Raw genomic sequence first — 21,355 nt, 5'->3', positions numbered from 1 at the left:
CATATTTTATCATACAAAAAGAACCTTGCTCACATGGCAAGGTTCTTTTCTGCAAGATTATAGTTTAAACCGATTGACTGCCTGACGCAGTGCCTGACTTGATTCGTTCAACATTTCTGTTGAAGTTTTCGTTCTTTCTAAAGCTTGTACTTGTTCGTCTGTGGAAGCATGTACTTCCTCAGCTGAAGCGGCGGATTCTTGTGAAATGGCCGCTATACTTTGAATGGAATCATTCATTTTCTGTTGTTCTTCAGTCATTTCATTGATTTGTGTATGAATGCTGTCAATGGAGCCGACAAGTGCCTGCATTTCCATTGTGATACTGCTGAGTGCCTCTCCTGTTGAATTGATGGCATCACCTTGTTCTTCATTCATTTTGCTTGCTGCTGTCATCGCTTCAGCTGCCTTTTTCGATTCATCTTGAATGAGTTTTACGGTTTCACTAATATGTTTCGTTGATTCTGCAGATTGTTCAGCCAGCTTTCTGACTTCTTCTGCAACAACAGCAAATCCTCTTCCACTTTCTCCTGCTCTCGCTGCTTCAATACTTGCATTCAGTGCGAGTAAATTCGTTTGATCTGAGATTTCAGAGATCGCTGTTACGACGTTTTCAATATTTTTCGTTTTATGCTCAAGGTCAAGCAGCATTTGCTCTACCTTCTTCGATTCTTCATTCGCTTGTGTTGATTTTTGGACGAGCAGACCAAGAGCATCAAGTCCTCTATAGCTTGCATCTTCCGATGATTTTGAGTTGGTTTGCATTTGCGTGGCAAGCTCACCCATATGACGAACTTTTTCATACAAATGCTCTGATTTTTCATTAATGGTTTCCGCTTCTGATGCTTGTTTCGTCGCTCCTACAGCGACCTCTTGAATAGCCGTTGCAATCTGTTCACTAGACAGCAAGGTCTCGTTTGAAATTTGTGTCACTTCATCCGTTGATTTCACAACCTGATCTGAAGACTCTTTCACTTTTTCAATTAAATCCCTGATGCCTTCAGTCATTTGATTAAAGCTTTTCGTCAGGAAACCTATCTCATCCTGAGACTTCGACTCAAGCGAGCTGGTTAAATCGCCTTCAGACACTTTACGAACATGCTCGATGAGGCGTTTAATTGGTGTTGTAATGCTTCTAGCCAATAAGTAGCTTAGAATCATGGCAAGTATAATGGCAATGACAGAAATAATGATACTTGTCTGATTCATTTGTTCAGTGATCCAAAGAAGTTTCTTTTTCTCGAAGCTCACACCGATCGTCCAGTTTGCCTCTTTAATTTTTGAGATGACGGTCAGCTGTTTGTCATCATCAATACCCGAGTTGTCGATCGCTTTTTTCACAGAAGCGACTTTTGAGATATTTTTTCCTTGCTCTGTTGGATGTGCCAAAATGGTCCCTGTGCCGTCAACTAAGAAAGCCGTTCCCATATAAGGAATCTTTTGTTCTTTTATATAAGACTGAATGGAAGCCAGTTTCAAGTCAAGTCCAGCGACACCGACTACTTTCCCGTTTCGTACGATCGCCTTCGTGGCTGAAACGACCATTTCATTTGTTGCTTTATCAATGTACGGATCTGTCCATAGGACTTCGTCAGGCTTTTCAGCTGCTTGAATATACCAGTCTCGTTTAGACGGATCATACCCTTCACCAAAATCGGACTCCGGGAAAGCGAACATTTTACCATCACTTGTTCCTATATAGGCAAGCGAGATGAGTTCATCCTGCTCCTGCAATCCTTTTAATTCATCGTTTTCAAATGCCAATGTCTGCTTTGTTTGTTTCTGTGCAAAATCTTCAGTAAGTGTACTTGTTGCCAATTTGTTAATCGTATCACCGTAATTCTCAAGCTTTAGTGCTATGATGTCTCTCATGCTTTCTGCCGTTGCTGCTGTCGTTGTTTTCGCATCTCGTTCAATCAATGGTCTTAATACTAAATTGGAACCCACTTGAACTGCGACAACGGTTAAAATTAAAATAACTGAGATGAAAACAGCTATTCTCACTTGAAGTTTCTTAAACATCTCATCACCCCTACATCCTACTTTCGCATCTTAATGTGTATATCGGCAAAATTGGTACCGCATTCAATAGTTGTAAGAAAATTTAAATAGAAAAAACAAGCCATAATGACTTGTTTTAAGTAAAATATTCAATTTTTGCAGACGGAAAGTACTGTTCGATATATGATTCTAATGTCTGTCTAAGTTCTTGTTCTTCATCTTTTTGATAGATATATTTTCCAATTCCATATCTACCCCACTTATATCTTCTCTTTTCTTCATCTAGTTCTAGTTTTGTTTTCGGATAGTTTTTTTGGATGACACGCTTCGCCGGTTTTGTAAAACGGTGCTGAATCATTTCAAAGGTGATATCTTGTCTCACTTCTTCAGGGAGAGCTGCATCGAGTTTTTCAAATAGGACTTTATAGCCCTCTTGCCACCCTTCATGAATGTAAATAGGGGCAATAATAAAGCCAAGTGGATAGCCTGCTTTTGCTACCTTTACAGCCGCTTCAATCCGCTGATCGAGTGGTGATGTTCCAGGTTCGAAATATTTAATGACATAATCGGCATTGATACTAAAGCGGAATCTTGTTCGCCCATTGTGTTTTGCATCTAACAAATGGTCTACATGATGAAATTTCGTAACAAAGCGCAGTTTGCCAAGATCGGTTTGACCAAAGTATTCAATCGCTCGTTTGAGTGTGTGAGTCAAATGGTCAATTCCTACGATATCGGATGTACATGAAGCTTCAAATCGCGTGATATCAGGTGCACGCTCGTTCATGTACTGTTCAGCCTGATCTAAGATCTCTTCTACATTGACGTACGTACGAATATACGGCTTACTCCCCATCGTCGTTTGCAGGTAGCAATAATGGCAATGCCCCATGCATCCTGTCGCAAACGGAATGGCATACTCTGCAGATGGTTTAGATGTATCAAATTTTAAGGTTTTTCTCACGCCGATAACGAGCGTCGACTTTGCATTACGGTACTTTTGCAAATCATTTTTCCCCGGAATATTTCTCACTTGGTTGTGTGAGGTTGTTTCTCTAATTTCAATTCCCATACCTTCAAACTTTTCTTTCAGCTCTTGTCCTAATGGGTACTCTAGCGCCCGAGGTTCAATATACACAAGCTGAGGAACGAACGGTTTGATCATATTTAGCACATCCTTACCTTATAGGTTCATACCGTTACTTTAACCTCTCAGGATGGCTTCTATCCTTTCTAAAATCTCCCTTATTCAAACAGATCTTGATAAAGGGCTTCTGCTTCTTCGTATGTTGGAAATACGGCATCATCAGGGGCTAATGGGTGATATGTTTCAAGTAGAAATAGCGCAAGCTCTTGCTCATTGTAAGGATGTGAAACGATTTCCGCTTCTTTAATTTGTGCGACATTGGCTGCATGTGGATTTCGATAAATCACATATACTTGATCACCTGGCTTATAGTTAGAGAAAGACAAACTGGTCACCTCCATTTTTTATTTTAGGATGCCCTTCTCTTCATGCGATATGACTGATTATGATAAAATTCGACAAAAAAACCAGACAGTTTGACCTGTCTGGTTTACATCACCTAGTTATGTTGAAACGTTTTTTTCACGAAATCAACCACTTCTTCAGTTGTACTAAGTGATAAGATATGCTCTTTAAATGATGCAGCTTCTTCCTTAGAAAGCTTGCTTAACTGCGTTCTTGCTGGAAGAATCGATGTTGCGCTCATTGAAAATTCATCTAATCCTAATCCAAGTAGGAGCGGGATTGCGATTTCATCTCCTGCCATCTCACCGCACATGCCAACCCATTTACCTTCTTTATGCGCTGCTTCAATCACAAGCGTTATGAGGCGTAAAATAGCTGGATTGTATGGCTGGTAAAGATAAGACACTCGTTCGTTCATTCGATCAGCAGCCATTGTGTATTGAATCAAATCATTTGTTCCAATACTGAAGAAATCTACTTCTTTTGCAAATTGATCTGCGATAACAGCTGTTGATGGAATTTCTACCATCATTCCGATTTCAATGGAATCAGATACTTCTGTACCAGCAGCAACCAATGCTTCTTTTTCTTCAAGTAAAATAGCTTTTGCTTCTCTAAATTCTGATAACGTCGCGATCATAGGGAACATGATTTTCAAGTTTCCATATGTACTTGCACGAAGTAACGCGCGTAGCTGTGTTCTGAAAATCTCCTGCTCTTCAAGGCAAAGGCGGATCGCTCTATAGCCAAGGAACGGGTTCATTTCTTTTGGAAGCTGCAAGTAAGGAAGTTCTTTATCGCCACCAATATCTAGTGTGCGGACAACCACTGCTTTGCCTTCCATCTTCTCTAAAACGGTTTTATACGCATCGAACTGCTCTTCTTCTGTTGGGAGCTGATCTCTGCCCATGTATAAAAATTCTGTACGGTACAATCCAACTGCTTCGCCGCCATTTTCAAGTACACCTTTCACATCTTCAGGTGTTCCGATATTTGCAGCTAGCTCTACGTGAACGCCGTCTTTTGTGACCGTTGGCTGGTCAACAAGTTTCGCCCATTCCGCTTTTTGAGCTAAGTAGTCTTCATGCTTTTTTTGATACGCTTTCACTTCATCTTCAGAAGGCTGAATGATGACGTCTCCGCTAATACCATCAACAATGATCAGATCATTGTTTTTCACCGTTTTTGTTGCTTCTTTTGTTCCAACAACGGCTGGAATCTCCATTGATCTTGCCATAATTGCTGAGTGAGAAGTACGACCACCGATATCTGTCGCAAAACCTTTGACGAATTGTCTGTTCAGCTGAGCTGTATCAGAAGGTGTTAAATCTTCAGCAATGATAATGACTTCTTCAGAAATCATACTTGGGTTTGGAATGTCAACGCCTAGCAAATGACCAGTGACACGTTTTGTAACGTCGCGAATATCCGCTGCACGTTCTTTCATGTATTCATTGTCCATTGCTTCAAACATTGTAACAAACATTGTTGCTGTTTCTTTTAAAGCAAATTCAGCATTTACTTTATCCGATGTGATTTTATCCTTCACTGGGTTGAGCAGCTCTGGATCACTTAACACAAGAAGGTGTGCAGAAAAAATATCCGCTTTATCTTGGCCAAGTTCTTTTAGCGCATGCTCTTTAATTGCTTCAAGTTCTTGCTTTGAAACATGAATTGCTTCTTCAAAGCGTTTCACTTCTGTCTCTGGATCATTGATGTCTTTTTGGTGAACTGTTAAATCTGGTTCTTCCAGACGATATGCTTTTGCAATCGCAACGCCTGCTGAAGCACCGATTCCTTTCAGTTGTTGCATTACTCGCCTAGGCCTTCACTTTTCATTGTGTCTTTTAGCGCAGCAAGTGCATCATTTTCATCAGAACCAGAAGCAGAGATTGTGATTGTAGCACCTTTCGCAATTCCTAGAGACATTACACCCATAATAGATTTCAGGTTCACTGTTTTACCATTATATTCTAAGTTGATATCAGCATCATATTTACTAGCAGTTTGTACAAGAACTGTTGCAGGACGTGCGTGAATTCCAGAATCTGCAGTTACTTTGAATGTTTGTTGAGCCATTTTTATCAATCTCCTTTTTATACATTTCATACATCCACAATATTATATCATACTGCCGAGCTTGTCATCTAACAAGAACGGCAGTTATGAAAATTATTTTGAAATTTTCATGATGTTTTCTTGGCCAGCTTTGATTTCACCGGATTCTTGAAGGTCAATAAATTGTCCTTCACTTAAGTTTGTAAATACAATTGGTGTCATTAAAGATGGTACTTCTGACTTAATTTTATCAATATCAACCTCTAAAAGTTTTTGACCGATTTCTACTTGGTCTCCCTCTTGTACAAATGCTTCAAATCCTTCTCCTTTGAGGCTGACTGTATCAATCCCGAAGTGAATCAAGATTTCAAGTCCACCATCAGACTGGAGGCCGATGGCGTGTTTTGTTGGGAACACATTTAAGATTTTTCCTCTTACTGGTGAAACCACTGTTCCCTCTTTTGGCAAGATAGCAAAACCGTCACCCATCATTTTCCCTGAGAATACTTGATCTGGCACATCTGTAATTGGATGCAGCTCCCCTGTAATTGGTGAAGCAAACGTTTCTTCCCCTTGTTCGTTTTGAAGCGGTTTTGCAATGACTTCTTCAACCTGCTGACTGACTTCTTCTTTTGCAGAAGGGTCTTTCGCTGGTCGAGGTGTGCGCCCTGCAATAATGTCTTGCATTTGTGTTTTTAAATTATCAGAGCGTGGTCCAAAGATGGCCTGGATGTTATTCCCTACTTCAAGGACACCTGAAGCGCCAAGCTTTTTCAAGCGGTCTTTATCCACTTTTTTCTGATCATTTACAGTGACACGTAAACGCGTAATACAAGCATCTAGGTGTTTAATGTTTTCTTGGTCACCCATTGCTTCAAGAATTTCATAAGGTAAGTCATCGCCTTTTCCAGATTGAGCGCTGCTTGCACCGTCAGCTGCTTCATCTTCTCGTCCTGGCGTTTTCAGATTAAACTTGCGAATCGCAAATCTGAATCCGAAGTAGTAAATGACAGCCAGTACGAGACCGACTGGAATAACAAGCCACCAAGCGGTTCTATTTGGCAGGATACCAAATAGGAAGAAGTCGATTAACCCTCCTGAGAAGGTCATCCCGATTTTCACGTTTAGAATATCCATTATCATAAAGGATAATCCAGCGAATACACAGTGAATCGCAAATAATATCGGTGCAACAAACAAGAATGAGAATTCAAGCGGTTCAGTGATCCCTGTTAGGAAAGAAGTAAGGGCCGCTGACCCCATAATTCCTGCTACAAGTTTTTTATTCTTAGGTTTTGCTTCATGGTAAATCGCAAGTGCTGCTGCTGGAAGTCCAAACATCATGAACGGATATTTCCCTGTCATGAATGTCCCAGCTGTCAGCTGAACACCATCTTTGATTTGCGCCATGAAAATACGCTGGTCACCACGGATAATATCTCCTGATAAGCTCTTATAGCTAAAAAATTCATACCAGAATGGTGCGTAGAATATGTGGTGCAGACCAAACGGAATTAATGAGCGTTCAATGACACCGAATACAAAGGCAGCTAGCGGCTCATTCGCTGCAAGCAGTCCAGTTGAAAATGAGTTCAATGCACCTTGGATTGGCGGCCAAATGACGAGCATCAAAAGCCCTAAAATAAGTGCTGAAATCGACGTAACGATTGGAACAAAACGCTTACCAGCAAAGAAGCCAAGATATTGCGGGAGCTCAATTTTGTAAAATTTATTAAACATATAAGCGGCTAATACCCCGACAATAATCCCGCCAAACACGCCGGTAGACAAGGTCGGTATGCCGAGCATATTCACATACGCTGGATGACTTTCCTTAAAGAACTTAGCCAATTTGATTGAATCGGATGGAATGGAACCGTTGGCCATTAATACGGCACTCATCGTTACGTTCATGACAAGGTAACCGATGATCGCGGCAATCCCTGCCACACCGTCTCCATTGGCAAGACCGATGGCAACCCCTACAGCAAATAGGAGTGGAAGATTCGAGAAGACAATATTCCCCGCATTCTCCATAACACTAGCAACAAGCTGAATTGTATCATTGCTTAAAAATTGAGCGACATCAATCAGCTGCGGATTTTGCATCGCATTTCCGAGTGCTAGTAAAATACCAGCAGCAGGAAGGATCGCAACTGGAAGCATAAGTGCTCGTCCAATTTTTTGCAACACACCAAAAAGTGATTTAAACACTGGTTGAACCTCCTTTTGTTTTCGCTTACAACATGCATTTCAATTACACACTGACGTACATTTCATAATTAACCGTTTACATTTCACTTTCAGAACACAAAAAAGGCATGGTGATATAAGGTTGCGCAAATAACAGGATCTTATCCTGTATTTACCTTAAGTCACTCATGCCTGATCGAATCAGTTACACGTTTCAAGGAAACTATGAAATTTTATTCGTCAATCTGTACAGGTGAAGTGTCAAATAGACAGCTTCGGCATCTTGTACAGGCTTTTTCAATGCATGTTGCAAAATTTTGATCATTTTCCAAGCAGTATTGTAGCATAAAGGATATTCATTTTTCAATAGATGAAGCAACTTTTCTGGCTCCTCTAATGATTCTTCCCGTTTAATACGCTCAATCGAAAACGTAATATGGCGCAGTAAGCGTAAATAATGAATACTTTCTCTATCTACTTTCATATGAAATGCATCTTCTATGACTTGGACCATTTGTGTCATGAGCTGCGAATGACGGTTGACCTCGGATAAAGGCCGGTTCGTTAAAGCAGAGTGAATGTGGAGCGCAATAAACCCAATCTCTCCTTCGGGCAGCTTTGTTTCAACATCTGGCCGCGCATTTATCAGTTCCACGACTTCCTTTGCGACCTCATATTCTTTCGGGTATAAGGATTTCGTTTCAAGCATAAAAGGATTGGTGATATCATAGCCTTGCTTAACTCGTTTAAAACTAAAGGCAATATGATCTGTCAGTGCAATATGAATATGCTCATTTAAACGATGCCCCATTTTTTCTCGTATATGATAAATGACGTCATTGGCAAGCTCAATCATGTCCTCATTAATGTGGTGCAGCAATTGTTTGTATTCTGTTTGCTCTTTTGTATTCTTTAACACAAACATTTTCTCAAATGCCGCTTGATCGAGAACGTCACCCGATTTTTTCCCAAAGCCGATCCCTTTATCAATCAGGACCACTTCGCCTAAAGAAGGGTGTTTTGCGATGATGACATTATTATTTAACGCTTTATCAACGGTGAAGGATTCCATGAACATCCCCACCTCCTTCTTATTCAATCCTTCTTATCGTACAAAACAGATGAAACGTGCGTCAACGATTGTTTTTCAAAATAGTCGTTGTGCGCTCAACGAGTCGATATGACAGCACCCTTTTTTCTGGTGCCTCACCTTGTAATACTCGATTAAACAAGTCAAATGCTTCCTGCCCCATTTGTTTGAGAGGAATATCTATACTAGAAATCCCCAATGCTTCACTCAATTGATCGTTTTGAAAGCCAAGTATGGCTGGTGATTCTCCAACGTTTATTTGGTGACGCTGTGCCTCTAGTAAAAAACCTGCTGAGACATCATCGTTTGTAATCAGTAAGGCTGTCGGACGATTTTTCATCTCTTTCCATTCTGTAAATAATTGCTTGCCATCAAAAATGGTCAGTTTTCCTTCAATGACCCATTCTTCATCAATGTCCTGCCCAAGCGACTGCATCATTTCTTGATAAGTCTGAATTCGAACTTGGCTGTTCTCCCCTTCTGTTCTAGCAAGAACGATTGCGATTCGCTCATGACCGCATGCCGCTAAGTGTTCAAGCCCTTCCTTAAAAGCCTGATCATGCGCAATCGATACCGATGAACATGTATCATGCGGAGTAGGATGACAAAAGATAATAGGACCAGATTCCTGCCACTTTAAAATTTCTCGATCAATTAATGCATTTGAGCAAAAGATTAAACCATCCACACGCTGCTCTTTTAAGCTCATTAATGCTTCTTTTTCCTTTAATGGGTCATATCCTGTTTGAAACAAGGCAAAATGCATTCCGCACTCCTGTGCTTTCTCTGCAATCCCTGTGACAATTCCGCTGAAATAGGAGTGATCAATTGTCGGAAGTACAATTCCAAGCATATTGGAATAGCCCTTTGCTAAATGCACTGCCTGAATATTCCGTGTATATTTGAGCTCTTTCATCGCACTAAGTACGCGCTCTCGCTTTTCTTCTTTGACATAAGGATGATCATTCATCACTCGTGATACGGTGGTAACAGATACACCCGCTCTTTTCGCAATATCCCTTATGTTAGGCATTTTTTCTCCTACTTTCTCTTGATATGGTAAGCGTTTCATACTTTAAGATGTATGTGAGCTGAACAAATCACTGGGTGGAAAGGGGAATTCAAGATGGGTATTATCATATGGATCATATTATGTTTGACTATTTTGTTTTCTGCTCGATTCGCACTACATCCTTTAGGAAAAGAACATAAAATCAAGCCGTTTCAATCAATTGATGATTTTTTTGTTGATAAGGATCGCAAAGAGTGACAAAAAAATCACGATGACGCTCCCAATACTTGGACGTTCATCGTGATTTTTTTCATTACTTGATGATCGTCAACTCTTTTGGATAATTGGTTAAGGTGACTGGGCCATCTTTTGTAATGAGAACATCGTCTTCAATTCTAACCCCGCCGACTCCTGGTACATAAATACCCGGCTCGATCGTATAGACCATCCCTTCTTTTAGAAGGTCATCATTTGCTTGACTCATAGAAGGGAACTCATGAACAGAAACCCCGAGTCCATGCCCTAGACGGTGCGGGAAGTAATCGCCATATCCTGCTTCTGCGATCAGCCCTCTTGCTTTTAAGTCAAGGTCACCAATCCTCACACCCGGCTGGCTCATATCAAGTGCTGCCAATTCGGCTTTCAAGACGGTGTTGTAAATATCTTTTTGTTGTTCAGACGCTTCTTGATAGATGAAGGTTCTTGTAATATCTGAACAATAGCCATCCACAATCACGCCGAGGTCAAATAAAACAAAATCACCTTTTTTCAAGGCTGCCTGCCCCGGATTTCCATGAGGTTCTCCTGATTTTTCTCCGAATAGTACCATGGTTGAAAAGGACATGCCCTGAATGCCTTTTTTCTTCAGTTCATATTCGATGACAGCAAGAACTTCGGTTTCCGTCACCCCTTCTTTTAGGGCATGAACCCCAATTTTGACGCCTTCGTCTGCCAATTGAGCAGCTTTTTTCAATGTTTCAATTTCAGCTTCGTCTTTAATTAGTCTTAGCTGATTGAGCACATCTTCTGCCCGGACGAATGTTTCTGCCCCAGTGACAGCTTGAAGCTGCTCTGCTCTTTGCAAAGGAATGGATTCTTTTTCAATCGCTAGGCGAGTCGCTTTTACTCCTCGTTTTTCTAGTGCCTTTTGTATGAAATCAAAGGGGTTTTCATGGTCTTCATATCCAATGAGATCTCCAGCCCATCCCGCATTTTTTGCTTGCTCAACTTCCATCTTAGGCAAAATGAAAAATGGATCTGCTTCCTGAAAAACAAACAGCCCCATCACTCTTTCATGCGGCTCTGTGAAGTATCCAGATAGATAGAATACATTCTCCTTTGTATGTATAAATGCACCTTGAATGTCTTTTTTCTTAAGCCAAGAAGACAAGTTTTTCATTCGATTCATCGTGATCCTCCTCACACGTTTGACTACTGATCTATTGTATCAGTTTTCACTGTATTTCGCACAAAAGCGCACTGACCTAAAGCCAGTGCGCTTTTGTGATTTGCTTAAGAAGCACGAAGCAAACGAAGTCCGTTTAAAATAACCAAAATCGTACTGCCTTCATGTCCAATGACACCAAAAGGTAAATCAAGTACTTGTAAGAAATTCGCACAGATTAACAAACAAATAACTGTTAATGAAAAGATGATGTTTTGTTTAATGATTCGGTTCATCTTTCTTGAAAGACGGATCATCTTTGTTAGATTGTTTAAGTTATTTTTCATTAAAATGAGATCTGCTGTTTCTAAAGCAACATCTGTGCCTCCGCCCATTGCGACGCCAACATCCGCTGTGGCGAGTGCAGGTGCATCATTGATTCCATCTCCGACCATAATGATCGAATCACCTTGTTTTTTCAGTTGATTGACTTCGTGTACCTTTTCATCTGGAAGACATTCAGCGACAACGGTTTGGATGCCTGCTTCCTCTGCAATCGCTTCAGCTGTTTTTTGCTGATCCCCTGTGAGCATGACGGTTTGGATGCCTAAATCATTCAGCTCCTGAATCATTTTTTTGGCTTCAGGTCTAATTTGATCCTTCAAACCGAGACAGCCGACGACTTCTTGATTTTTTTGGACATAGACAACTGTGTATCCTTTGGATGAAAGAACATCACCATTCTCTTCAATGTCACGATCCATTGCAGCTTTTCCGGCAAAATCTTTCTTCCCAATCCGCCATGTGTCCTCATTTAATTGTGCTTCCACACCAAAACCTGATGTTTCTTCAATGGTTACGTGGGCTGTCCGCTCTGTATGATGCTCTTTTGCCATATCAGAAATGGCTTTAGCTAATGGATGGTTTGACTGACTTTCAATTTGATAGAGTGCATGATAAAAGGTCGATTCATCTTGCCCTTTTGCCAAAACCACTTTTTCAACAGCTGGTTTTCCACTTGTAATCGTACCCGTTTTATCAAATGCAATCATCGTACTTGTGCCCAGTTTTTCTAAAAAGACACTTCCTTTTACAAGCATACCGTTTCTTGCACCGTTTGAGATGAGTGAAAGAGCTGCTGGCATAATTGAGGCAACAAGTGCACAAGGCGAGGCAACTACCATAAACACCATCGCACGGTAGAACGTTTCACTCATGCTCCAGCCAAGTACAAAATGAGGCAGGAACATTAAAATCGCTACAGTGATGAGCACACCTTTTACATAGGCACCTTCAAATTTTTCAATAAATGCTTGGCTTGGCGATACACTTTCTTGTGCAGATTCCACCAGCTTAATGATTTTATGAAAAAGTGTTTCTTCATTATGTTTTGTTACTTCTACTGTTAATGAACCATTTAAATTCACTGTTCCTGCAAACACATCTTCCCCTTGCCCTTTTTCCTGAGGCACCGATTCACCCGTTAAGGCAGATTCGTCTACACTTGTTCTTCCGCTCATGATCACACCATCTGCTGCAATTCGTTCGCCCGCTTTGATTAAAATACGGTCGCCTGGCGTAAGTGAAGAAGCAGCGATTTGGATGGTGGTGCCATCTTCTTCAATTAAAGTGGCTTCATCTGGAGCGATACTCATTAAGGCCGTTAAGTCTTTTTTACTTTTATTTGACGTATACGTTTCTAGCGCACCGCTAAGCGAAAAAATAAAAATTAAAATGGCGCCCTCTGCCCAGTAGCCAATGATCGCTGAGCCTATCGCAGCAAATATCATTAAAAGTTCTACATTTAATGTCTTGGATGAAATGGTTTCTTCAATTCCTTCCTTTGCCTTTGCAAAACCACCAATAACAAAAGCAAGAATGAAAAGAGGAATACTCCACATCGTTTCATCCTTTAGAAACCATCCAATCAAGATGAGAATTCCCGAAATGCCTGCTGCGATTAATTCCCCGTGCTGTGCCCATTTTTGAAAGAGCGAGTTGGATCCCTTTTGATCTGTCGTTTGATAAAGTGCTGTATTCTCATTCATGATTACTTTCTCCTCTCTAATTGATAATGATTTTCACATTATCAATCGTTGCCCGTTCCGTTTACCATCTATATTTTCTGCTATTTCAAGCTTTTTATAGGTCTGTAACTCATTATAACAGGTTCTGATCAATTTTCAATTAATAATTATTATAATTTCTTTTTGATAATAATTATCATTATTAGCGTCCGAAATTTCTTCCTCTTTCTGAGCACATTTTATTCATCTGAAAGGTAATTGAACACAAAAAAGAACCAATGGATCGCCCATTGGTTCTTTACAGAAAGCTTGTGTTCTACAAATTTGTCCACTCTTTGATTTGTTTTTTCGTCAGCGGACCTACATGGTTTTTGACCACTTCACCCTTTTCATTGATGAAAAAGGTCGTCGGGATCGTAATGATTTGGTATTTCTTCATCATTTCGCCGTGCTCATCGAGAACGATCGGAAATGTAAACTTTCTGTCTTTCACAAATTGGGCAACTGCATGCTTGCTTTGCTCAGCACCAAGTAAATTAACAGTCAGTATGTCTACATCACTTTGATTTTCTTTCACGATCTGTTCAAAAGCTGGCAGCTCCATTTTGCAGGACGGGCACCACGTTGTCCAAAAATGCAGGATGGTCCGCTTCCCTTTCACCGGGATCACCTGCGTTTCACCTGTTAATGTAGGAGCTTCTATCCTCGGCGCCATTACAGGCTCTTTTGCTTCAGCCTCTATGCTCATCAGAAATAAAAGAAGGGTCATCATGAGAAGACTGGCGGGTATATATTTACGATTCATCAGCATCTTCCTTCCTGATTTTCCTATAGCTTGCCCGCTAGCTGCACATGACATTCAAGCTTTTTTCAATGTAAGAAACATGGAGACGCCGAGTTCCTTGCAAATCGTTGCATAATGCAAAGCCGTTAAAAGCAGCATCCCCGTGTTCATCCCTAAGATAACGCCCATCATATTTAAGGATTCAATGGACCCTAGGAAATACACCATAGAGAACGACACCACGTGCACCCATATATTATGTAGGAACACATCTTTAATGAGACCCATACCGATTAAACACGCTTGAAACGGCATGACGAACAGGTGGCATAAGAAGTAAGGCCAGAGCAGCTGCAAGTAGACGGCTGCTTGAGGTGAGTCAAAAAAGAGCTGCGTGAGCGGATAAGCGAAATAATACATGATCATCACCGCTGGCACCCCATATCCAAACGTAATGAGAATCGCTTGTCTGACACGTTTTTTCACGAGATCATACTGCCCCAAGGCATAGGCTTCTGATACATTCGGAATCATCACAATCATAATGGAATGAGCGATAAACGCCGGAAAAAACCCAATCGACATCGCTACGCCAGCAAGCATTCCGTAATGATCAACAGCAAGCGTACCAGAAATGCCCGCTGCAACAAGGGCTCCTTTGATTAAAAACGGTTCAACCGCATTAGCAATGGCATGAAAGATACGCATACCTGTTGTCGGAATGGAGACTGCTAACAAACGTTTTCTGACGTCAATCCCTCTTAACTCAACCGATCTGACATTCACAGCATTTTTCGCCATGACGTATTGGGAATATAAATAGATAAAGACGACGAGATCACTTGCAACAATCACACCAATCGCGATAAGCACCGCTGTTTCAATATCAAACGAATACCAATGAAAAAACAAAAATAAACAGATAAGCTGGATCGTTTTTTTCAGCATATTGGCTAGAGCAATTCTACCCATTTGCTGCTTGCCCATAAAATAACCGCGTGCAATGGACGTAAATGCGATGATTGGAATAAGTGACAGAACCAATCCCTTCATCAGCGGATGATACGATTGAAATACAGGAATGAAAGGCAGTACAATGGCTGCTATTGTCGTTGTTGTGCATGTCACCACAAGCGTCATTTTAAATGCATGGCGAAGCATACTTTTATGAAGCCGCTCATGCGATTCTGCAATGAATTTAGAAATGGAGACTGGCAGCTCTAAGCTGGCGATCACAAGAACAAGCATGATGATGGGAAGGATGCTCATATATAAACCCATTCCATGTTCTCCAAGCTCTCTCGCTAAAATCATATTGACTAAAAACTCGATACACTCAGCAATGAAAGCTGCGACAGATAGCAGAATGACCCCTTTTACAAATCGATTCATGTAGCCTCCCCTTGTCTAAAAGCAAATTCTTTTCACATTCTATGAGACAAGTCCTGAAAATATTTTAATAATTGAAGACAAAAAAACAGCGACTGATTGATCGCTGCTTTTCTTTACACTGCAAACACGTGACGGCCAATGCGTTCTACAATTTTACGAGAACGAATCCAGTTATCTGTCGCCGTTTTTGGATTATAAAAATAAATCGCCTTTGTTGTTCTGTCATCTTCTTTGACAACCTGCTTCACAGCTTTTACGGAATCCTGGTCTGCCTTATCATTGATACTTCCATTTGATACGGGCTGGAAGGCATTTCGCTGATAAATCACGCCTCTGACACTGTCAGGAAAAGAGCGGTGTTCCACGCGGTTTAAGACGACGCTTGCTACCGCTTTTTTCCCTGCGTAAGATTCACCTTTTGCTTCGGCATGTACCAACCGAGAAAGCAAGTCCATTTCTTCATTAGAATAGTGTGATTGATTTCTTGAGCTTGCTGGCTTTGCCGTTTCCTTTTTCTTCGGCTTCGGTTTAGATGCCTTCTCCTCTGTTGACGTGCTTAGCATTTTCACTTTCGGCTGATGTTTCTCCTCTGAAAACGCTGGGATCACGGTATGCTTTTCATCTTGATCTATATATGAAAGCTGATGCTTTTCAGGTGCTTGTTCAAGTTTCTGACTTAATGTGCCTTCTTGCTCTTGTATATTGTCCATCTTGATCGCTGAGATGAGCATAAGGATGGCAAAAAGAGCTGTATGAATTTTGATCATTCGCCTCATTCCTCCCTTAATTAATGTAGGCCGTAAGATACTTGTCCACTCTAACAAGAGCTTCTTCTATTTTCACGCACAAAGATTTTCATGCCTGTCCAAATTCCGTCATTAAATGGCATGTCCTAGTTGAAATACGCATGAACTGGTAATGTAAGCGTTTAATATAGTCTCTTTTTAGCCTATAATCATCCTTATGCTCCTGATTATGGGTTATTACATTTTCTTTTCATATGTATCAAGCTGGTTTGAAGTGTGACAAAAGAACCAAAATAAAAAGCTTTTTCTCATGAATGAGAAAAAGCTTTAGCTTCTTGCTTCTTTAAGATATTCAAAAATAACATCTCCACCATGCTTGGCGATTCCGCGAAAATGTTTAAAATCATCTTGATTGACCAATACAGAACGAAATGTTAAAAAATCATCCTTTTGAATGGTCACTTGTTTTTCAGTACCATTCCGTAATGATTCTAGTATTGTGTTGATGTGTTCTTCAGTCAAAAAAATCGCTCCTTTTCAGCCTTGATCAAATATTAAATATACCATTCGTTTTCAAAGCGTACAACGAAAACGAAAGAAAAACGTCTTTATCCTTTACATTGGTATGAAAATATTGCAAAATACTTTTTAATAGGGAATGAAATCTGTTTTTAAAGGAGAGGGATCGGTTGAAGATTGCAAAAATTGGGAATGTGATCGAATTTAGAAATGGTTTAACAGGTGTAGTTGAAAAAGTGAATGAAAACTCTGTTATTGTGGATGTCACCATTATGGACAACTATAGAGATTTAGAACTGGATTCACTAACAGTCGTTAATCATAAAAACTATAAAATCATCAAAGACTCCGTACATTAATTTGCAATCCTCAATTCAGACTACCGTTACATAAAGATATACACAGCAAAGCTGACTCGTGTCACAGCTCTGTTCTCTTTTGACAATCACATATGAAAAAGGCTGACAACCATATAAAGTGGCGTCAGTCTTTTTGCGCGTGAAAGGTTTGCATTTCCGCTTTTGTTTTGTACATATCAACTTCTTCAGGTGTTATCACGCCTTTATCAATTAAAAGGGCGATCACTCCAAGTAATGTGGAGGCACTCCATTTATATCGTTCTTTGTTTTGATGTTCAAGCATCTGAAGCTCTTCCCTTAATTCCATTAGCAGCTTCTCTGTTTTGTCTTCTTTGTTTGCCAACACAAACGCCTCCATTTTCATTCGCTCGTTTCAAATTTATCTTAAAGTAAATATATGAAGAATAAAAGTATGATACACCTTTACAAACATACGTTCTGTCGTGTATACTATACATACGAGCTGGTAGCCCCCAGCCGTCCTAGCAAGTTCTATTCCTATTGGTATGAGAAGAGTGACATGACTCTTCTCTTTTTTTATGTGCCATCATAATCTATTCCATAAAAAAAGACATGTCATCCACATGTCTTTTCTTATTTATTAGCGATTATCAATCGTTTCTGGATACATATCGTGATTCATCATACGATACGATGCCATCTCTTCATACTTTGTCCCAGGTTTTCCGTAGTTCGTATACGGATCAATTGAAATACCGCCTCTTGGTGTAAATTTGCCCCACACTTCGATATATCTTGGGTCCATTAATTCAATGAGGTCGTTCATGATAATATTCATACAATCCTCATGGAAGTCACCGTGGTTACGGAAGCTGAACAAATATAATTTTAATGATTTACTTTCGACCATGATTTCATTTGGGATGTAGCTGATATACACGGTCGCAAAATCTGGTTGCCCTGTTTGCGGGCAAAGGGATGTGAATTCTGGGCAGTTGAATTTCACAAAATAATCTCTATTCGTATGTTTATTCGGGAACGTTTCAAGCACTTGTGGTGCATAGTCAAACAAGTAATTGGTCCCCTGGTTTCCTAGTAAAGTGACACCTTCTAATTCTTCTGGTTTTCTTGTCGTCATTTTGTCTCTTCCTTTCTATACGCCTCGTTTATTTCCCCACAATAGCGTGTGCAGTTGTGGTAAGACTCTCACACGATTCAAATCAGGGTCTTGCGCTACTTGATCTACAAGCATTTCGTATTTCTTTAATAAGTGCGTTAATAAGTACGCATCATCAGCTGTTGTTGTATCATCATTTCCCACCTGCAAATAAAAGGGGAGTTCTGGGTATTTCGCATGAACATCCTTTGCATAGGCTAGATCAAGATCATCAAAGATCACGACCTTCAGGCTTGCATGTTGCAATCTGTTTCCATTTTTCAATTCATCTATGATACGTGTAAGTTTCGTAAAATCTGTTTTCATATTTGAACTTGGTGGTTTTGGAGAAATGGTTAAATCATCTATCTTCAAAAACCAATCTTGATACATCGTTCCCTGCGTTTCAAGCGCCGTATCAATTCCTTCTTCATGCAATAAATCAATAAGTGATTCCATTTGTTTTAAAAGCGCAGGATTCCCACCTGAAATGGTGACATGAGAAAAAGCCTTTCCACCTATTCTCTTCAGCTCTTTTACAATGTCCTCTGCCTGAAGCCACTGAATATCATGCTTAGCTGATCCATCCCATGTAAAAGATGAATCACACCAGCTGCAGGAGTAGTCACAGCCAGCCGTTCTGACAAACATGGTTTTTTGACCAATAACCATTCCTTCTCCTTGAATGGTCGGACCAAAGATTTCTAAGACAGGAATCGCTTTAGTCATTGAGCTCAACTCGTTTCGGACGGTAAATGCAGTAGCTTGTTGGTGTCTCTCTGACAAAAACTTGAACACATACTGGTTTGTTCGCTAAAGTCGTTAAATATGCGGCCACTTTATCATACACAGTCTTTGCGACAACCTCAGTGGTTGGCATCGCATATGGATCATTTGATGAGAATTCTTCATGGTCATTGAGCAGTGTATGGTCGTACTGTCCATGAATGAGTTTTTTTAGCGTGCTAAAATTCACAAGGAAACCTGAATCATCTAGATGATCTCCTGCAATCGTAATGTTAATCGTATACGTATGACCATGTACGCGGCTACAAGCGCCAGCATCTTCTCTCGGGATAAAATGGGCTGCCGATACATGCATATCTTTATTTAATTCAAACGAAAATGGATGATTCGTCTGTGGATAGATTTGAGAAAGCATTTAGTTCGCCTCCTTCATGTCCATATAAGTGTCATAGCCATTTTTCCGAAGTTTACATGCAGGACATTCCCCGCAGCCATCAGAAATGATGCCATTATAGCAAGTGAGCGTTTCATTTTTCACAAAATCTAGCGCATTCAGTTCATCAGCCAGTTTCCACGTTTCAGCTTTATTCAGCCACATGAGCGGCGTATGGATGACAAATGGTTTTTCCATTGCCAAATTCACGGTGACGTTACAAGATTTCACAAACTCATCTCGGCAATCTGGGTAGCCGCTAAAGTCTGTCTCGCACACACCCGTGATAATATGACGTGCTCCAATTTGATACGCAAGAATGGATGCAAATGATAAGAAAACTAAGTTTCTCCCCGGAACAAATGTGGAAGGCAGTTCTCCTTCTTTTTCTTCAATATCAATGTCATCTCTTGTTAAGGCATTGGGTGCAAGCTGATTTAAAAGTGACATATCTAATAGATGATTTTTCACACCTAGCTTGTCAGCAATTCTTTTGGCGACATCAATTTCTTCTTGATGACGCTGATTATAATGAAAGGTTACCGTTTCAACCTCTTTAAATTGTTGAAGTGCCCATAGTAAACATGTCGTACTGTCTTGTCCCCCGCTAAAGACAACGACCGCTTTTTCATTTTTCATTTTTCCTTTTCCTCCTTTTGCAGATCCGTACCTCCGCACAAAGCTGCATCTGAAAGGTTCATGAAAACCCCTATTTTTCTCAAAAGAAAAGACACCTTTACATGTGTATGAGGTGTCCCAGCCATAAAAAATAAAAAATGCCACATCCAAGGATACGGCAAGTCCTTAGTTTTTTATAGAGGGTTTTGCTAGAACCTCTCCCGTTTTCACGGATTTTTGTTCAATTTTCACAGAGGATAGTGTACCACATAATTGGTGTACAAGCTATCCCTTCTTTACTTATCACGTGATGCAGGCACTTTTTTCAGACAAAGAAAGAGGATAAAAAAGATACTGACATAGCCAAAAACAGGGTAAACCGTTGAAATGAGTGTGCCGTATCCAATTTTACTGATGACATAACAGCAAAGCAGAATAAAGGATATCGTATACATACTGTTCAATCGGATATACGCCCTCACCTGTCTTTCGAGACCGTATAAATTCCCTATAACGGATGTAAAGACTTCACCAAAGATCACGAATAAATAGATGAGATGAATGGAGTTTGCGACTTGATACACCACTTGGGCCATCGGAATATCATACGCTTCCAGCATTTCTAATGAAGAAAGGGATAAAAAGCAGGCGAGCAGAATGAGTGTCAGCATCAGACCCCCAAGCACCGCTCCTTTTTTTATCACAGCTTCGGATGTCATTTCGTTTGCGACCGGCACTAATACGGCTTGAGACAGCGCTAAATTAAATGCACCATATGAAATCGCAGACAACATCCATTCGCCCTCTCCCATTTGCAGCCTCAGAACGTGGCTTTCACCGCTACTAAACACAAATGAGTCTAGAAACACAATCAGCGAAAAGAAAATCAGCATTGGAACGACAAGTACATTGACACCAAATAACCCTTTTGAACCTTTAAAAAGGACAATGACACTTAAAATAATCGTTAAAAAAATACCATATTCTTTTGAGATGCCAAGTTGTTCTTCAAAAATAGCGCCTGCGCCAGAAATCATCACTGACGTCACACCTAGTAAAATAAAAAACATGACGATGTTAATATATCGACTCGCAGCAGCTCCAAATAAAAACCGATTCATATCTTGATAAGACTCCGCTTCAATTCGTTTGGAAATAAGCATCATTTTTGCGCCAAGGCCGGTAAAAATAACACCGCTAATCAAAATCCCGATCAATCCAATCCAGCCAAAACGAACAAAAAATTCTACGATTTCTTTTCCTGTCGCAAACCCAGCTCCAACCACTGTTCCTACATATACAAAGGCAAGCTGAAAAGCGGATTCATTTGAACGTTTCATATGACCCCTCCGCACCCATCACTTTCGATTGTCTCTTTTTTATCCT

Annotated in this window: 21 protein-coding genes and 1 riboswitch; of the genes, 1 reads left to right on the top strand and 20 read right to left on the bottom strand. The window is 40.4% G+C overall.

Annotation, left to right across the window (positions count from 1 at the left end; all coding sequences use genetic code 11):
• Positions 1 to 57 precede the first annotated feature (57 nt).
• The 14 genes from M2369_RS19490 to M2369_RS17060 form a co-directional block, all read right to left on the bottom strand.
• Positions 58 to 2,019, bottom strand: coding sequence for a methyl-accepting chemotaxis protein (locus M2369_RS19490; protein WP_035392234.1), 1,962 nt, complete (start codon positions 2,017 to 2,019; stop codon positions 58 to 60).
• A gap of 115 nt (positions 2,020 to 2,134) precedes the next feature.
• Complete coding sequence (splB, locus tag M2369_RS17120; RefSeq protein ID WP_007498710.1) at positions 2,135 to 3,163, bottom strand: spore photoproduct lyase; 1,029 nt, start codon at positions 3,161 to 3,163, stop codon at positions 2,135 to 2,137.
• Positions 3,164 to 3,243: 80 nt separating this feature from the next.
• Positions 3,244 to 3,486: a transcriptional regulator SplA domain-containing protein gene (locus tag M2369_RS17115; protein ID WP_034646394.1), complete on the bottom strand. Its 243-nt coding sequence runs from the start codon at positions 3,484 to 3,486 to the stop codon at positions 3,244 to 3,246.
• Between the two features lie 98 nt (positions 3,487 to 3,584).
• A complete protein-coding gene (gene ptsP / locus M2369_RS17110) occupies positions 3,585 to 5,303 on the bottom strand; it encodes a phosphoenolpyruvate--protein phosphotransferase (RefSeq protein ID WP_008348058.1) in 1,719 nt (572 codons plus the stop codon).
• The gene (locus M2369_RS17105; RefSeq protein WP_003211078.1) at positions 5,303 to 5,569 is read right to left on the bottom strand and encodes a phosphocarrier protein HPr; all 267 of its coding nucleotides are present in this window, start codon (positions 5,567 to 5,569) and stop codon (positions 5,303 to 5,305) included. The genes ptsP and M2369_RS17105 overlap by 1 nt, the downstream gene beginning before the upstream one ends.
• A 93-nt stretch (positions 5,570 to 5,662) precedes the next feature.
• Entirely contained in the window at positions 5,663 to 7,762 is a 2,100-nt protein-coding gene (gene ptsG, locus M2369_RS17100) for a glucose-specific PTS transporter subunit IIBC (RefSeq protein ID WP_024719659.1), read from the bottom strand.
• 202 nt (positions 7,763 to 7,964) lie between these two features.
• Positions 7,965 to 8,819, bottom strand: a complete 855-nt coding sequence (glcT, locus tag M2369_RS17095) for a glucose PTS transporter transcription antiterminator GlcT (RefSeq protein WP_017359435.1) — start codon at positions 8,817 to 8,819, stop codon at positions 7,965 to 7,967.
• A 55-nt stretch (positions 8,820 to 8,874) separates the two neighbouring features.
• On the bottom strand, positions 8,875 to 9,864 hold the full coding sequence (locus tag M2369_RS17090; protein ID WP_041507388.1) for a LacI family DNA-binding transcriptional regulator: 990 nt from the start codon (positions 9,862 to 9,864) through the stop codon (positions 8,875 to 8,877).
• Positions 9,865 to 10,156: 292 nt separating this feature from the next.
• A complete protein-coding gene (locus M2369_RS17085; protein WP_041507389.1) occupies positions 10,157 to 11,251 on the bottom strand; it encodes a M24 family metallopeptidase in 1,095 nt (364 codons plus the stop codon).
• 104 nt (positions 11,252 to 11,355) lie between these two features.
• Positions 11,356 to 13,275 carry a heavy metal translocating P-type ATPase gene (locus M2369_RS17080; RefSeq protein ID WP_259255150.1) on the bottom strand — a complete coding sequence of 640 codons (1,920 nt, stop codon included), beginning with the start codon at positions 13,273 to 13,275 and terminating at the stop codon, positions 11,356 to 11,358.
• A gap of 295 nt (positions 13,276 to 13,570) precedes the next feature.
• Positions 13,571 to 14,059: an endospore biogenesis thiol-disulfide oxidoreductase StoA gene (gene stoA / locus M2369_RS17075; protein ID WP_259255149.1), complete on the bottom strand. Its 489-nt coding sequence runs from the start codon at positions 14,057 to 14,059 to the stop codon at positions 13,571 to 13,573.
• A gap of 54 nt (positions 14,060 to 14,113) precedes the next feature.
• Positions 14,114 to 15,430, bottom strand: a complete 1,317-nt coding sequence (locus tag M2369_RS17070) for a polysaccharide biosynthesis protein (protein WP_041507392.1) — start codon at positions 15,428 to 15,430, stop codon at positions 14,114 to 14,116.
• Positions 15,431 to 15,543: 113 nt separating this feature from the next.
• Complete coding sequence (locus M2369_RS17065) at positions 15,544 to 16,197, bottom strand: cell wall hydrolase (protein WP_024719653.1); 654 nt, start codon at positions 16,195 to 16,197, stop codon at positions 15,544 to 15,546.
• 306 nt (positions 16,198 to 16,503) lie between these two features.
• The gene (locus M2369_RS17060; RefSeq protein WP_008348081.1) at positions 16,504 to 16,698 is read right to left on the bottom strand and encodes a hypothetical protein; all 195 of its coding nucleotides are present in this window, start codon (positions 16,696 to 16,698) and stop codon (positions 16,504 to 16,506) included.
• A gap of 167 nt (positions 16,699 to 16,865) precedes the next feature.
• Between M2369_RS17060 and M2369_RS17055 the strand changes: the two genes are divergently transcribed.
• A complete protein-coding gene (locus M2369_RS17055) occupies positions 16,866 to 17,054 on the top strand; it encodes a YkvS family protein (RefSeq protein ID WP_003211747.1) in 189 nt (62 codons plus the stop codon).
• Between the two features lie 124 nt (positions 17,055 to 17,178).
• Here the strand turns inward: M2369_RS17055 and M2369_RS17050 are convergent, their stop codons facing one another.
• The 6 genes from M2369_RS17050 to M2369_RS17025 all read right to left on the bottom strand — a co-directional run bounded on the left by M2369_RS17050 (position 17,179) and on the right by M2369_RS17025 (position 21,309).
• On the bottom strand, positions 17,179 to 17,397 hold the full coding sequence (locus tag M2369_RS17050; protein ID WP_017367128.1) for a hypothetical protein: 219 nt from the start codon (positions 17,395 to 17,397) through the stop codon (positions 17,179 to 17,181).
• Positions 17,398 to 17,655: 258 nt separating this feature from the next.
• A complete protein-coding gene (gene queF, locus M2369_RS17045; protein WP_003211403.1) occupies positions 17,656 to 18,153 on the bottom strand; it encodes a preQ(1) synthase in 498 nt (165 codons plus the stop codon).
• Between the two features lie 15 nt (positions 18,154 to 18,168).
• Complete coding sequence (gene queE / locus M2369_RS17040) at positions 18,169 to 18,900, bottom strand: 7-carboxy-7-deazaguanine synthase QueE (protein WP_024719652.1); 732 nt, start codon at positions 18,898 to 18,900, stop codon at positions 18,169 to 18,171.
• Positions 18,893 to 19,333, bottom strand: coding sequence for a 6-carboxytetrahydropterin synthase QueD (gene queD / locus M2369_RS17035; protein WP_024719651.1), 441 nt, complete (start codon positions 19,331 to 19,333; stop codon positions 18,893 to 18,895). The genes queE and queD overlap by 8 nt, the downstream gene beginning before the upstream one ends.
• Complete coding sequence (gene queC, locus M2369_RS17030; protein WP_008348090.1) at positions 19,334 to 19,990, bottom strand: 7-cyano-7-deazaguanine synthase QueC; 657 nt, start codon at positions 19,988 to 19,990, stop codon at positions 19,334 to 19,336.
• Between the two features lie 159 nt (positions 19,991 to 20,149).
• Positions 20,150 to 20,194, bottom strand: a riboswitch (PreQ1 riboswitch).
• Between the two features lie 71 nt (positions 20,195 to 20,265).
• Entirely contained in the window at positions 20,266 to 21,309 is a 1,044-nt protein-coding gene (locus M2369_RS17025) for a YkvI family membrane protein (protein WP_024719650.1), read from the bottom strand.
• Positions 21,310 to 21,355 lie beyond the last annotated feature (46 nt).

Source organism: Bacillus sp. JUb11 (assembly GCF_024807925.1).
GTDB classification, from domain to species: Bacteria; Bacillota; Bacilli; order Bacillales; family Bacillaceae; genus Bacillus; species Bacillus altitudinis.
The sequence above is the reverse complement of the archived record's forward strand: the minus strand, read 5'-3'. Positions and strand labels throughout refer to the sequence as shown.